Here is a 13,076-nt window from a genome sequence, read left to right as displayed (position 1 = left end):
GTGCCCTCCTTCCGGTTTTCGGCATGGCGGGGGTAGGGACCCGGCGCGAGGCGGTCGCGCCGACCGTGGCAGTACGGGGTGCTACTCGGTGACCGGGCGGGGCTTGACCAGCGACGGACCGGCCGCCGGCGCCTCAGCGGGCACGTAGGGACGGAACGGTTCGAGGAACGGAAGGTCCGGGACCAGGTGGGCGAACTCCCGGCAGACAGCGACCACTTCGGCTCGCGAGGTGTCCGGGGTGCGGATCTTCGACCAGCCGCCGGAGGCGTCCGCCGCGACAGCCGTGCCGGGGCGGTTCATGGGGATCAGACTCGCGGCCGGAACGGCGTCCGGGGCCACGTCCGCCAGGCCCATTTCGGCGGTCTGCTTGTCGTTGACGCGGTGCACCACGCGGCCGGTGAGCTGAGCACGGAGCATGGTGGCGCCCTTGCCCAGATCGGAGCCGAAACGCTGCCCACAGATCTCCAGGTAGATGCCGATCGCGCGGGCCATCTGAGCCAGCCGGATCAGCGCGGTGACGATCCGTTCCCGGCGCTCCTCGTCCTTCTTGGAGGAGATCAGGAACAGTTCCGCCACCTCGTCGACCAGGACGACTACCGGCACCGGACGCGCCTCGTCGGGCAGCTCCCACAGGTCCGAGACCCCATGACGGCTCAGCAGGTCGAAGCGGTCTTCCATCTCCGCGACCAGGACGCCCAGAAGCGAGGCGGCATCGTCAGGGTTGGTGACCAGCGCCGACAGGCGAGGCGCGAACGCGGACTGTTCCACACCGCGCTTGCAGTCGATACCGACCAGGGCCACCGGCAGTTGCGCCAGCCCCTTGATCAGGTTCCGCTGATACATGGACTTGCCGGAGTGGTTCGCGCCCAGGGTGAGCGCCATGGGCGCCTTGCGGTAGTCCCGCTCGAACGCGGTCCCGTCCTCCCGCACCGCGACCGGCACGGCCAGGTCGTGAGGGCGGGCCTTGCGGGGCATCCGCACCCGGCGCAGCACGTCATAGCCGGTCATACGCAGTTCCACGAAGCCGGGCTTCGTCTCGACCACGGTCACCGAGTGGACGCCCCAGGCGTGCCGGAGCCGCTCCGAGGAAGCCATCACGTCGGCGGGCTCCAGGCCGGCCGGAAGCCGCAGGGTCACCCGCAGCCCGGTCGACGTGCCGCGCACCCGGCGGATCTTCGGCGGGACCGGCTGCACCTCACGGCGAGCCACGTTGCGCGTCATGAACGCCCGCAGGCCCGACGGGTGCACCGTCAGCCCACACACATCCATCGTGGAGCGGTACGACAGGGTGAAGCGGCCCCAGGTGACCGGCATCCCGACCAGCGACCAGTACACGCGCGGCGCGCGTACCTTCGCGTAGCCGAGACCGCCGGCACCCACTAAGGCGCCCGTGGCCTCCAGCCACATCGTCAGGTCCGTCATGGTCAGACCGCCGGGGTGATCGCGACCGCGCGGAACGAGATCCCGTGCCGCTTCTGGCCGTTGAACTCGTTCTCCCAGTCACGGGCCTTCAGGCCGATGACCTTGACCGGCGTCCCCGGCACGAGACCCTCCGGGAGGCCCGTCTCCGGCACGGTCACCTGGTAGAGGTTCCCCTCCCCCTCGTCCGAGACCAGCAGACCCACGGTCGACAGACTCGCGTTGGTCTCCCGGTCCACGGCCCGCTCACCGGTCTTCTTGTTGACCATCTTCGGTTCCGGCGCGGTCGCCACGAACACAACAGCGGACGAAGTGTCGATCTTGAACGACGGCATAGCTGTCCCCTTGTCCCTGAGGCCGCTCCCTTGTGAGCAACCTCTCTAGAGATGCCTCCATGGAACAGCACATCTCTAGAGACGTCAACAGGTCTCTAGAGATGTTTCAGGTTGGCCACTGAGGCCAGCCGCCAGTTATGTCGACCGACACAACTCCCCTAAGGTGTCTAGAGAGGAAAGGAGGGATCACATGGCCACCCAGGGCAGCGGACGCCAGCCGAAGTACCAGCGCATCGCCGACGAACTGAGGGAAGCGATTCAGGCCGGCGAATACGGCCCAGGTGATCGGCTACCAGGAGAGAACGACCTCATGGCCACGTATGACGTGGCCCGCATGACCGCGAGGCAGGCGCTCGGTGTTCTCCAGAGCGAGGGCCTGGCCGAGTCCCGCAAGGGGTCTGGCGTCTTCGTACGCACCTTCAAGCCGCTCAGGCGACGGGGTATACAGCGACTGTCCCGGGAGCAGTGGGGGTCTGGTCGCTCGATCTGGTCGGCGGACATTGGAGACCGCACCCTGGTCGTCGACCAGGTGCAGGTCACAGAAGAGGCTGCACCCGATCGGATCAATGAAGTGCTCGGCATCGAAGCCGGTGCTTCGGCTTGCGTGCGGAGCCGCCGCTTTGTGCTGGACGACAAGCCCGTCCTGCTGTCCACGTCGTACTTGCCTGCCGACCTGGTGGGGGGCTCAGCGATCACGCAGGAGAACACTGGGCCCGGCGGTACCTACGCCCGTCTGGCGGAGCTGGGCTACAAGCCGGTGCACTTCCGCGAAGAGATCCGCTCCCGGATGCCGTCGCAGGAAGAAGCGAGCCGGCTCCAGCTCTCAGCAGGCACCCCCGTCATCATGATCTGTCGCACGGCATTCGCGGACGAAGGACGCCCTGTCGAGGTGAACGAGATGATCCTCGACGCGAACGCGTACGTCCTGGAGTACGACTTCGACGCCTGATCAGGCAACCCAGGTCCGAGGATCCCGTGCCACGCTGTAGATGTGCGCCACCTGCTCGGGCCCAAGCGTCGGTGACAGCCCCGATAGGACCTGGTCGAGGTGTTCGACAGCCAAGACGAGCACCGGAGGGTTCGCGTTCTTGATCGTGAGCTTCGCCGCGTGCACCACGGAGATCACCGGGCGGACAGGGACGTTCATGGCGCAGCGTCGGGATAGAACGCGGGACACTCGGCGGGCCTCGGACTGGCTGACCGCTATGTGACGCTGCACTACCCCGTTCACTGTGATCGCGGTGTCGCCGTACCAGACGGATTTGCCACGGTGCCGTTTGGAGTTGATGGAGAAGACACCGGCCGGGCCGATGGCGAGGTGGTCGATGTCTGAGCCGCTCGCCCACTGGATGGCATGGAGAGTGAACCAGCCGCGACTGCGCAGTCTGTTCAGTCGCTTGCCGGTGATGCGCTCCCCTGTAAGGCCATCCGACCAACTGCGGATCTCGGAGGCCGGCCGCCAGCGGTGGAGCAGTCTCAGCAGCGGGTTCGGCTGCAATTCCTGGATCTTGCGGCGCACCGCGTCGCCCGGCCGGTTCCCGGCCAAGTCCTCTATTAACGCCTGCACCATGCCCCCTCGCGCGGCTGTCTCTCCCAGATCACCACGGAGGCGCGACCAGCGCCAAGTCCCGTATTGGCCATGAGCTGTTACAGGTTTCTCTACCTCATCAAGCTCCCCGGCTGCGCTCCGCTCCGCCGGGCGCGCTTCCCGGCTCCGCTCCGCCGCCGCTCCTGCCTCCGGCCCGCTCCGGCGGGCTGCGCCGACGCGCGCCCACAGGTGGATAGGGCCGGTGGCTATGAGTCGATCACCGCACACAACGCCCGCGGGTCAGAACAATGCCTCCGGCGGGGATCGGCCGGCACCGGGATGGAGGGGGCGCCGCTCCCGACTGCGGGTCCGTAGTGGCGTGCGCAGGGGAGCTCCCATCCCGTACGCCATCGACCCAGGCAGAGCCGAGCAGACGCGGCCCATGGCGTCCAGGTCGTTCGTACAGTGGCGCGCTCCACCTGGACGCCATGAACCACGCCTGCTCCACGGTGTGTGGGTCGACGGCGTACGGGATGGGAGCCGGGGAGGGTGGTGGGTGAAGGAGGATGGTGTACGGGACGGTCGAGCTGACATCCGTTACTGACATCAACACCGGCGGACAAGAGCAGACAGCTACGGCTCAGTACGACTATCGTCACTGGTCAGTGACCTGCCTCACCCGCACCTACGCCACCGTTATGAGAATGGGATGATGTCGTTTATGAAGGGACGAGTCCTTGTCGTCGACGACGACACCGCACTGGCCGAGATGCTCGGCATCGTGCTGCGTGGTGAGGGTTTCGAGCCGTCTTTCGTGGCCGACGGCGACAAGGCGCTGGCCGCCTTCCGCGAGTCCAAGCCCGATCTGGTGCTGCTGGACCTGATGCTGCCCGGCCGGGACGGTATCGAGGTGTGCCGGCTGATCAGGGCGGAGTCCGGGGTGCCGATCGTGATGCTCACGGCGAAGAGCGACACGGTCGATGTCGTCGTGGGCCTGGAGTCGGGCGCGGACGACTACATCGTGAAGCCGTTCAAGCCGAAGGAGCTGGTGGCCCGGATCCGGGCGCGGCTCCGGAGGTCGGAGGAGCCCGCTCCGGAGCAGCTCGCCATCGGTGACCTGGTCATCGACGTGGCCGGGCATTCCGTGAAGCGGGACGGGCAGTCGATCGCGCTGACGCCGCTGGAGTTCGACCTGCTGGTCGCGCTCGCGCGCAAGCCGTGGCAGGTGTTCACGCGCGAGGTGCTGCTGGAGCAGGTGTGGGGTTACCGGCACGCGGCGGACACGCGTCTGGTGAACGTGCACGTGCAGCGGCTGCGCTCCAAGGTCGAGAAGGACCCGGAGAAGCCGGAGATCGTGGTGACGGTCCGTGGTGTCGGGTACAAGGCAGGGCCGAGCTGACATGTCCGGCGACAGTGCCGCTTCGGCGCCCGGCCGGTCCGGGGCCCGCCCGGGGCGGCCTGTCGGGCGGAAGAAGCCCGGCTCGCGCTGGGCGCGGTTCCTGGAGAGCGGGCTGCTGCAGGGCGGGGTCCAGGGCAGTCCGGTCATCCGGCTGTTCATGCGGTGGGTGCGCCGGCCGCTGCTGCCGGTCATGCGGTTGTGGCGGCGCAACATCCAGCTCAAGGTCGTCGTCACCACGCTGCTGATGTCGCTGGGCGTGGTCCTGCTGCTGGGCTTCGTGGTCATCGGGCAGGTGCGCAACGGCCTGCTCGACGCCAAGGTGAAGGCGTCGCAGAGCCAGGCCACGGGCGGGTTCGCGGTGGCCAAGCAGCGGGCCGAAGAGGCGGGGAGCGGCGCCGGCGACGACATCGCCACGGCGGACGGGCGCCCCGCGCAGAACGTCAGCGAGTGGATGAGCGATCTCGTCTCCTCGCTGTCCAGCGGCGGCCAGGGCGCCTTCGACGTGGTGACGCTCCCTGCCTCCGACGCGGACGGCGCGGGCGGCCGTGGGCAGCGTGCCTCCGGCGAGGTGGACTGGAACAGGAGCGTGCCCGCCGACCTGCGCGAGCGGATCGACAGCAGTACGACGGCCGCGCAGAGCTACACCCGCATCATGTACAACAACCCGGCCAAGGACTCCCAGCCGGGCCTGATCGTCGGCCAGCAGGTGGACGACCCCAACGGCGACCCGTACCAGCTCTACTACCTCTTCCCGCTCACGCAGGAGGAGAAGTCGCTGAGCCTGGTCAAGGGCACGCTGGCGACGGCGGGGCTGTTCGTCGTCGTGCTGCTCGGGGCCATCGCCTGGCTCGTGGTGCGGCAGGTCGTCACGCCGGTGCGGATGGCGGCGGGGATCGCGGAGCGGCTGTCGGCCGGGCGGCTGCAGGAGCGGATGAAGGTCACCGGCGAGGACGACATCGCGCGACTCGGCGAGGCCTTCAACAAGATGGCGCAGAACCTCCAGCTGAAGATCAGCCAGCTGGAGGACCTGTCGCGGATGCAGCGCCGGTTCGTCTCGGACGTGTCGCACGAACTGCGCACACCGCTGACGACCGTGCGGATGGCCGCGGACGTCATCCATGAGGCGCGGGAGGACTTCGACCCGGTGACCGCGCGGTCGGCGGAGCTGCTCGCGGACCAGCTGGACCGGTTCGAGTCGCTGCTCGCGGACCTGCTGGAGATCAGCCGTTTCGACGCGGGTGCCGCGGCGCTGGAGGCGGAGCCGATAGACCTCAGGGACGTCGTACGGCGGGTGGTCAGCGGGGCCGAGCCGCTCGCGGAGCGCAAGGGCACGCGGATCCGCGTCCTCGGCGACCAGCAGCCCGTCGTCGCCGAGGCCGACGCCCGGCGCGTGGAGCGCGTGCTGCGCAACCTCGTGGTCAACGCCGTCGAGCACGGCGAGGGCAACGACGTTGTCGTCAAGCTCGCCGCGGCCGGCGGCGCGGTCGCGGTCGCGGTGCGGGACTACGGGGTCGGGCTCAAGCCGGGCGAGGCGACCCGGGTGTTCAGCCGCTTCTGGCGGGCCGACCCGGCACGCGCGCGTACCACGGGCGGTACGGGGCTGGGGCTGTCCATCGCCCTGGAGGACGCGCGGCTGCACGGCGGCTGGCTGCAGGCGTGGGGCGAGCCGGGCGGCGGTTCGCAGTTCCGGCTGACGCTGCCCAGGACCGCTGACGAGCCGCTGCGGGGCTCCCCGATACCGCTGGAGCCCAAGGACTCCCGGCGCAACCGGGGGCTCGACGACGCGGGGCTGCCGTGTGGCGGCGGGGACGGCGAGAAGCGGGCGACGGTGCCGGCACAGTCGGCGAACGGGCCGGTGCCCCCGCGGGCCAAGCAGGACCCCATACCGCCGCGGGCGGCTGCCGCCGCGGCCGATCCGACGGCCCTGCCCGGCAACGGCGCGCGCGTGGTGCCACGGCCCGCCTCGGGGGCGCGACGGCAGGACGAAGCGGGCGCAGCGGAGCCGTCGACGCGGGACAGCGATGTGAGTGGCCCGGCAGGGGCCACCGGCGACGGCGTGGTGAGCGACTCGGCCGGTGCCGTACGGGGACCGGTCGTGAGCGACCCGGATGGTGCCGAAGGGGGACCGGTCGTGAACGGGCCCCGGGAAGCGGACGGGGACAAGGGAGCCGCAGCCCCGGGCCGCGAGACCGAGGCGGGGGACGCGAAGAGGCAAGGGGAGGCATCTCGTGGGCGCTGACCGCGAAGGGCGCGGCAGGCGTACGCCCGCGCGCGTGATGGCGTACGCCGCCGGTGGCGTCCTGCTGCTGGCAGGGTGTGCCTCGATGCCCGACAGCGGGGACCTGCGGAGTGTGGAGTCCACACCGCGTCAGGAGAGCCAGGTGCGGGTGTTCGCCGTCCCGCCCGGTGAGGACGCGGCGCCCTCGGAGATCGTGCAGGGCTTCCTGGAGGCGCTGACCAGCGACGATCCGGACTACAAGACGGCACGCCAGTACCTGACCGGCGAGGCCGCGAAGACCTGGCGGCCGGAGCTGTCCACCACCGTGCTCACGGAGGGGCCGGGCGCCAAGCCCGAGAGGACGGGCGGCCGGGACGACACCGGCGACATCACGTACCGGCTGACCGGCACCAAGGTCGCCACGGTGGACGCGCAGCAGGCGTACGCGCCCGCCACCGGGGAGTACGGCAGGACCGTGCACCTGACGCAGGACGACAAGAGCGGGCAGTGGCGGATCGACGTGCTGCCGCAGGGCGTCGTCATGGGCGAGTCGGACTTCCAGCGCAACTACATGTCCGTCAACAAGTACTACCTCGCTTCTAACAAGGTGGCGGCCGGGGAGGACTCGCAGCCGACGGCGGTCGCCGATCCCGTCTACGTGCGGCGGCGCGTGGATCCCATGACGCAGGTCGTGCGTTCCCTGCTCCACGGGCCCACGCGGTGGCTCGGGCCCGTGGTCCGGTCGAGCTTCCCGACCGGCACGGCGCTGGCGAAGGACGCGGGCGCGCTGACGCCCGACGACCGGAACAGGCTGACAATCCCCCTCAACGACAAGGTCGCGGGCATCGGCATCAACCGGTGCCAGGAGATGGCGGCCCAGATGCTGTTCACGCTGCGGAACCTCAGCCCCGCGGTGGACGAGGTGGAGCTGCGGGCCGACGGTACGGAGCTGTGCGCGCTCTCGCAGGGGGCGGCCGAGGCGACGGCCTTCCGCAGCTCGGTGCGGCCACCCGACTACCTGTACTTCGTCGACGGCAAGGACCGGCTCGTACGGATCCCCGCGGGCAACAGCGGCACCAAGCCGGACCCGGCGCCCGGGGCTCTCGGCGAGGGCGACACGGCGCTGCGCTCGGTCGCGGTCTCGCGCGACGAGCACACCGCGGCCGGCGTCAGCCTCGACGGCAGATCGCTGTACGTGGGGTCGCTGGTCTCGGGCGGTTCGCTGGGCGAGCCGGTGCTGCGCAGCCACGGCCGGACCGAGTCCGACCGGCTGACCACTCCCAGCTGGGACGCGGACGACGGCCTGTGGGTGGCCGACCGGGACCCGGACGACCCCCGGCTGCTCCTGCTGGAGGACGGCAAGGGCGAGCCGCTGGAGGTGCGCACGCCGCACCTGGACGGCCGGATCCAGGCCGTGCGGGTGGCCGCCGACGGGGTGCGGATCGCGCTCGTCGTGGAGAAGGGCGGCAAGAAGACGCTGCTCATCGGGTTGATCGAGCGGGACGAGAAGCCGGGCGGGAAGCCGGCCGTCAGGGTGGTGGAACTGCGCTCCGCGACTCCGGAGTTGGAGGAGGTCACGGCCATGTCGTGGGCCGGGGACAGCCGGCTCGTGGTGGTCGGACGCGAGCACGGGGGCGTGGAGCAGATGCGGTACGTCCAGGTCGACGGTTCCACGCCGGACGTACCGGCGCCCGCGGCCCTGACCGGCGTCAAGGAGGTCACGGCCGCCGAGGACGACCAGCTGCCGCTGGTGGCGTACTCGGTGGACGGGATCGTCCGTCTGCCGTCGGGTGAGCAGTGGCAGAAGGTGACGGAGGGGACGGCGCCGGTCTATCCGGGGTGAGGCGCGGGCGTACGGTGCCCCTGATCGGCCTCCGCAGGGGGGCTGTCACTCGGCCATCACTCGTGTGAGGGACGAGCAGCTCGCCGAGCGGTGACTTGTCCACAGGTGGGTTTTCCACAGGGGTGGCCGGGCCGGGTCCGTGTCGGCAGAGTGGTGTCCATGCGGGGGTGGTGGCAGGACCTCACCGACCTGGTGCTGCCGGGCGAGTGCGGGGGCTGCGGGAAGCCTCGTGCGGTGCTCTGCGCGGAGTGCCGTGCGGTGCTGAGCGGAGCCGCGGTGTGCCGTGTGCGGCCGGTGCCGGAGCCGCCCGGGCTGCCCGTGGTGCACGCGGCGGCTCGGTACGCGGACGAGGTCCGGGCGACGCTGCTGGCCCACAAGGAGCGGGGTGCCCTGGCGCTCGCGGGGCCGCTCGGGGTGGCCCTGGCCGGAGCGGTGCGGGCGGGTCTTCAGGGGGCCTGGGCCTCGGAGCGGGCCGGGGTGGGGCGGCCGTGGGAGAGCGGGGTTCCCGTGCTGCTCGTGCCCGTGCCGTCCGGGCGGCGGGCCGTGCGGGCCCGGGGGCATGATCCCGCGCGGCGGATCGCGCTCGCCGCGGCGGGCCGGCTGCGGCGGAGCGGGATCCCGGCCCGGGTGCTCTGCGTGCTGCGGCAGAAGCGGGCCGTGGCCGACCAGTCACGGCTCAACTCCCGCCAGCGACTGGGCAATCTCGCGGGCGCGCTCACGGTGGCGCCCGGTGCTGCCCGGCTGCTCTCCGCGGGCCCGGTCGTCCTCGTGGACGACGTGATGACCACCGGGGCGTCCCTGGCGGAGGCCGCGCGGGCGGTGCGGGCGGCGGGGCCGGTTTCGAACGCTGGAGGGACCGCGGCCGTGTACGAGGGAGAGACCTGGGAAAGCAGAGAGGAACAGAACGTCGGATCAACGCGAGAGAGGACGGGCCGGCGGCCCGGCCGGCAGGGAATCGCGGGCGCGGGCGGCGCCGGCGGAGTCGTTGACGTGGTGTGCGCGGCAGTGGTCGCGGCGTCACCGGAAGCTTTCCAAATAAACCGGAACTGACTGAGATCTTGCGTCGTTGCAGGTAACGAGAGGGCTTATTCACCTGAACGGAGGTACGCCGCGGTAGAGGGTGACGACATCCGTCCGGGCGAGATATGTTCGGTTGAGAGGGAAAGCCGCAGGCCACACCTCTCAAATCCGATTGCCGTGCTGCGGGTTTTTCTTCATCACTCGCGCCGGTGGAGTGGAGATCTCGCCCCCGGGGGAGGAGGTGGAAGTCACCGAGTCCGAGGTTCCGGGGTTCACCGGAGCCTGGTGCAAAAAGGGAGATGCTCCGCAGCGAGGCGGAGCGATCCGGGAACGGAGTTCTGCGTGGACATCGTCGTCAAGGGCCGCAAGACCGAGGTGCCCGAGCGGTTCCGGAAGCACGTGGCCGAGAAGCTGAAGCTGGAGAAGATCCAGAAGCTCGATGGCAAGGTGATCAGCCTCGACGTCGAGGTGTCCAAGGAGCCCAATCCGCGGCAGGCCGACCGCTGTGACCGAGTGGAGATCACCCTCCGCTCCCGCGGTCCGGTGATCCGGGCGGAGGCAGCGGCGAGCGATCCCTACGCGGCGCTCGACCTGGCGGCGGAAAAGCTGGAAGCCCGGCTGCGCAGGCAGCACGACAAGCGGTTCTCGCGCCGTGGCGCGCGCCGGATCCCGGCCGCCGAGGTCGCCGACCACGTCCCGGGTGTGGCGACGCTCAACGGGAACGGCCTGGTGACGGCCTCCGAGGAGGAGCCGGAAGCCGTGCCCACGAAGAAGATCGGCTCGCTGGAAGTGCAGGGTGACGGCCCCATCGTCGTCCGCGAGAAGACCCACGTCGCAGCCCCCATGACCCTCGACCAGGCTCTCTACGAGATGGAGCTGGTCGGGCACGACTTCTACTTGTTCGTCGACTCCGAGACCAAGGAACCGAGTGTCGTCTACCGACGGCACGCCTACGACTACGGCGTGATCCACCTCAGCACGGACACGATGGTCACACAGGCGCACTCCCCCGAGGCGGGCGGTGCGCTCGGCGGCTGACCGTGCCGGGTGACAGCGGAGCAGGTGCCCCTGGAGCGCGTGTGCGCCCCCAGGGGCACCCCTGTGCGACCGCTTCGCGCACCGCTCCGTCACCCCGGCGCCGCCCGGGCATGAAATCATGATGGCCACAGCCCAACCGGTGGGTCGTTGCTCTGGGTTGGCGATGGCTCAGGACCACAGGCCACAGCCTTCAGGGGGAGGAACGATGGCGGACAGCTTCGGACCGATGCGTGACGGGGATGCCGACGACGGCGTCGTCGGCATGGGCCCGGACACGGAGACTCCACGCAAGGAACCGATCAGAGTCCTCGTCGTGGACGACCACGCCCTCTTCCGCCGTGGCCTGGAGATCGTGCTCGCCGCCGAGGAGGACATCCAGGTCATCGGAGAGGCGGGCGACGGCGCCGAGGCGGTCGAGAAGGCCGCCGATCTGCTGCCCGACATCGTGCTGATGGACGTACGGATGCCGAAGCGGGGCGGCATCGAGGCGTGCACCTCCATCAAGGAGGTGGCACCCAGCGCCAAGATCATCATGCTGACGATCAGCGACGAGGAAGCCGATCTCTACGACGCCATCAAGGCGGGCGCGACCGGTTATCTCCTCAAGGAGATCTCCACGGACGAGGTGGCCACCGCCATTCGCGCCGTCGCCGACGGGCAGTCGCAGATCAGCCCGTCCATGGCGTCGAAACTGCTCACCGAGTTCAAGTCGATGATCCAGCGCACGGACGAGCGCCGGCTGGTGCCCGCGCCGCGTCTGACCGACCGCGAACTGGAAGTCCTCAAGCTCGTCGCCACCGGAATGAACAACCGTGACATCGCCAAGGAGTTGTTCATCTCCGAGAACACCGTGAAGAACCACGTGCGCAACATCCTGGAGAAGCTGCAGCTGCACTCCAGGATGGAGGCGGTGGTGTACGCGATGCGGGAGAAGATCCTCGAGATCCGCTAGGGCTCGCTCTCAGCCGAGAATGCGGGCGAGTTCCTTGACCAGGGGTTCGCGCAGGTCGGGGGCGTCGACCCGTTCCACGCGTACGTCCGTGCAGTCGACCCAGGTCGCCGCCTCGGCCAGGGCCTGGGCGACGGACGGCACCGCCTTCGGGCCGTCGAGCGTGACCTGCTTGGCCACCAGCGTGCGGCCCTCACGGGCGGGATCCACCCGGCCGACGAGCCGTCCGCCGGCCAGGACCGGCATCGCGAAGTAGCCGTACACCCGCTTCTGCTTGGGGACGTAGGCCTCCAGGCGGTGGGTGAAGCCGAAGATCCGCTCCGTGCGCGCCCGCTCCCAGATCAGGGAGTCGAAAGGCGACAGCAGTGTCGTACGGTGACGGCCGCGCGGGGGCGTCTCCAGGGCCGCGGGATCGGCCCAGGCCGGCTTGGCCCAGCCCTCGACCGTGACCGGGACCAGGCCCGAGTCGGAGATCACCGCGTCGACCTGCTCGCCCTTGAGGCGGTGGTAGTCGGCGATGTCCGCGCGGGTGCCGACGCCGAGGGACTGGCCCGCCAGCCGGACCAGGCGGCGCAGGCACTCGGTGTCGTCCAGCTCGTCGTGGAGCAGGGCGTCCGGGATCGCGCGCTCGGCGAGGTCGTAGATCCGCTTCCAGCCGCGGCGCTCCACGCACACCACCTCGCCGTACATCAGGGCGCGTTCGACGGCGACCTTGGAGCCGGACCAGTCCCACCAGTCGTTCGTCTTCTTCGCGCCGCCCAACTCGGTGGCGGTCAGGGGGCCTTCGGAGCGGAGCTGCTCGATGACCTTGTCGTAGGCGCCGTCCGGGAGTTCGTGGTTCCAGTGCGGGCGGTTGCGGTAGGCGCGGCGGCGGAAGGCGAAGTGGGGCCACTCCTCGATGGGGAGGATGCAGGCCGCGTGGGACCAGTACTCGAAGGAGTGCGTGTCCTTCCAGTAGGCGTTCTCCACCGTCTTCCGGCCTACCGCGCCCAGGCGGGCGTACGGGACGAGTTCGTGGGAGCGGGCCAGGACCGAGATCGTGTCGAGCTGTATCGCGCCCAGGTGGCGGAGGACGCCGCGGACGCCGGAGCGGCGGTCGGGGGCGCCGAGGAAGCCTTGGGCGCGGAGCGCGATTCTGCGGGCGTCGTCTGCGGAGAGCTCTGTTGCGGGGCGCGGGGTGGTCATGGTTTTGCACGATAGGGGGTGGGACTGACAGTGGGGGTGTCTGCGGGGCCAGGGTCGTGGTGCTGGGCGTGACGGCTGGGGCGGGGTGGGTGCGCAGCCCGGCGTGGCCGGGTGCCGCCGCGCACCCGAGCCGCCCCGGCGG

The 13,076-nt window shown here is 70.2% G+C and carries 11 protein-coding genes; 7 read left to right on the top strand and 4 right to left on the bottom strand.

Translation table 11 applies throughout. The features are described from left to right. Positions 1 to 81: 81 nt before the first annotated feature. Together C1703_RS15380 and C1703_RS15375 are read right to left on the bottom strand one after the other, a co-directional pair. Positions 82 to 1,422, bottom strand: a complete 1,341-nt coding sequence (locus C1703_RS15380; protein ID WP_114253244.1) for an FtsK/SpoIIIE domain-containing protein — start codon at positions 1,420 to 1,422, stop codon at positions 82 to 84. A gap of 2 nt (positions 1,423 to 1,424) precedes the next feature. Next, positions 1,425 to 1,754, bottom strand: coding sequence for a hypothetical protein (locus C1703_RS15375; RefSeq protein WP_114253243.1), 330 nt, complete (start codon positions 1,752 to 1,754; stop codon positions 1,425 to 1,427). 190 nt (positions 1,755 to 1,944) lie between these two features. Here C1703_RS15375 and C1703_RS15370 point away from each other — a divergent pair, with 190 nt between their 5' ends. Next, positions 1,945 to 2,703, top strand: a complete 759-nt coding sequence (locus tag C1703_RS15370) for a GntR family transcriptional regulator (RefSeq protein WP_114253241.1) — start codon at positions 1,945 to 1,947, stop codon at positions 2,701 to 2,703. Here the strand turns inward: C1703_RS15370 and C1703_RS15365 are convergent, their stop codons facing one another. Beyond that, complete coding sequence (locus tag C1703_RS15365; protein ID WP_114253238.1) at positions 2,704 to 3,324, bottom strand: nuclease-related domain-containing protein; 621 nt, start codon at positions 3,322 to 3,324, stop codon at positions 2,704 to 2,706. Between the two features lie 667 nt (positions 3,325 to 3,991). Between C1703_RS15365 and mtrA the strand changes: the two genes are divergently transcribed. The 6 genes from mtrA to C1703_RS15335 all read left to right on the top strand — a co-directional run bounded on the left by mtrA (position 3,992) and on the right by C1703_RS15335 (position 11,752). Then, positions 3,992 to 4,681, top strand: a complete 690-nt coding sequence (gene mtrA, locus C1703_RS15360; RefSeq protein WP_003990656.1) for a two-component system response regulator MtrA — start codon at positions 3,992 to 3,994, stop codon at positions 4,679 to 4,681. Between the two features lies 1 nt (position 4,682). Next, positions 4,683 to 6,920, top strand: a complete 2,238-nt coding sequence (gene mtrB, locus C1703_RS15355; RefSeq protein WP_114253236.1) for an MtrAB system histidine kinase MtrB — start codon at positions 4,683 to 4,685, stop codon at positions 6,918 to 6,920. Further along, positions 6,910 to 8,742, top strand: a complete 1,833-nt coding sequence (locus C1703_RS15350) for an LpqB family beta-propeller domain-containing protein (RefSeq protein ID WP_114253234.1) — start codon at positions 6,910 to 6,912, stop codon at positions 8,740 to 8,742. The genes mtrB and C1703_RS15350 overlap by 11 nt, the downstream gene beginning before the upstream one ends. A gap of 159 nt (positions 8,743 to 8,901) precedes the next feature. Next, complete coding sequence (locus C1703_RS15345) at positions 8,902 to 9,792, top strand: ComF family protein (RefSeq protein WP_114257431.1); 891 nt, start codon at positions 8,902 to 8,904, stop codon at positions 9,790 to 9,792. Between the two features lie 312 nt (positions 9,793 to 10,104). Beyond that, positions 10,105 to 10,800, top strand: coding sequence for a ribosome-associated translation inhibitor RaiA (gene raiA / locus C1703_RS15340; RefSeq protein WP_114253232.1), 696 nt, complete (start codon positions 10,105 to 10,107; stop codon positions 10,798 to 10,800). 205 nt (positions 10,801 to 11,005) lie between these two features. Beyond that, positions 11,006 to 11,752 (top strand): response regulator transcription factor, encoded by a 747-nt coding sequence (locus tag C1703_RS15335; RefSeq protein ID WP_114253230.1) that lies wholly within the window; start codon positions 11,006 to 11,008, stop codon positions 11,750 to 11,752. Positions 11,753 to 11,761: 9 nt separating this feature from the next. Here the strand turns inward: C1703_RS15335 and C1703_RS15330 are convergent, their stop codons facing one another. Then, entirely contained in the window at positions 11,762 to 12,934 is a 1,173-nt protein-coding gene (locus tag C1703_RS15330; protein ID WP_114253228.1) for a crosslink repair DNA glycosylase YcaQ family protein, read from the bottom strand. Between the last annotated feature and the right edge of the window lie 142 nt (positions 12,935 to 13,076).

This window comes from Streptomyces sp. Go-475 (assembly GCF_003330845.1).
Classification (GTDB): Bacteria; Actinomycetota; Actinomycetes; order Streptomycetales; family Streptomycetaceae; genus Streptomyces.
The sequence above is the reverse complement of the archived record's forward strand: the minus strand, read 5'-3'. Positions and strand labels throughout refer to the sequence as shown.

Coding starts and splice junctions, on each gene's coding strand:
- C1703_RS15380 (WP_114253244.1), bottom strand. CDS start 1,422: ATGACGGACCTGACGATGTGGCTGGAGGCCACGGGCGCCTTAGTGGGT.
- mtrB (WP_114253236.1), top strand. CDS start 4,683: ATGTCCGGCGACAGTGCCGCTTCGGCGCCCGGCCGGTCCGGGGCCCGC.
- C1703_RS15375 (WP_114253243.1), bottom strand. CDS start 1,754: ATGCCGTCGTTCAAGATCGACACTTCGTCCGCTGTTGTGTTCGTGGCG.
- C1703_RS15330 (WP_114253228.1), bottom strand. CDS start 12,934: ATGACCACCCCGCGCCCCGCAACAGAGCTCTCCGCAGACGACGCCCGC.
- C1703_RS15335 (WP_114253230.1), top strand. CDS start 11,006: ATGGCGGACAGCTTCGGACCGATGCGTGACGGGGATGCCGACGACGGC.
- C1703_RS15370 (WP_114253241.1), top strand. CDS start 1,945: ATGGCCACCCAGGGCAGCGGACGCCAGCCGAAGTACCAGCGCATCGCC.
- C1703_RS15345 (WP_114257431.1), top strand. CDS start 8,902: ATGCGGGGGTGGTGGCAGGACCTCACCGACCTGGTGCTGCCGGGCGAG.
- mtrA (WP_003990656.1), top strand. CDS start 3,992: ATGATGTCGTTTATGAAGGGACGAGTCCTTGTCGTCGACGACGACACC.
- C1703_RS15365 (WP_114253238.1), bottom strand. CDS start 3,324: ATGGTGCAGGCGTTAATAGAGGACTTGGCCGGGAACCGGCCGGGCGAC.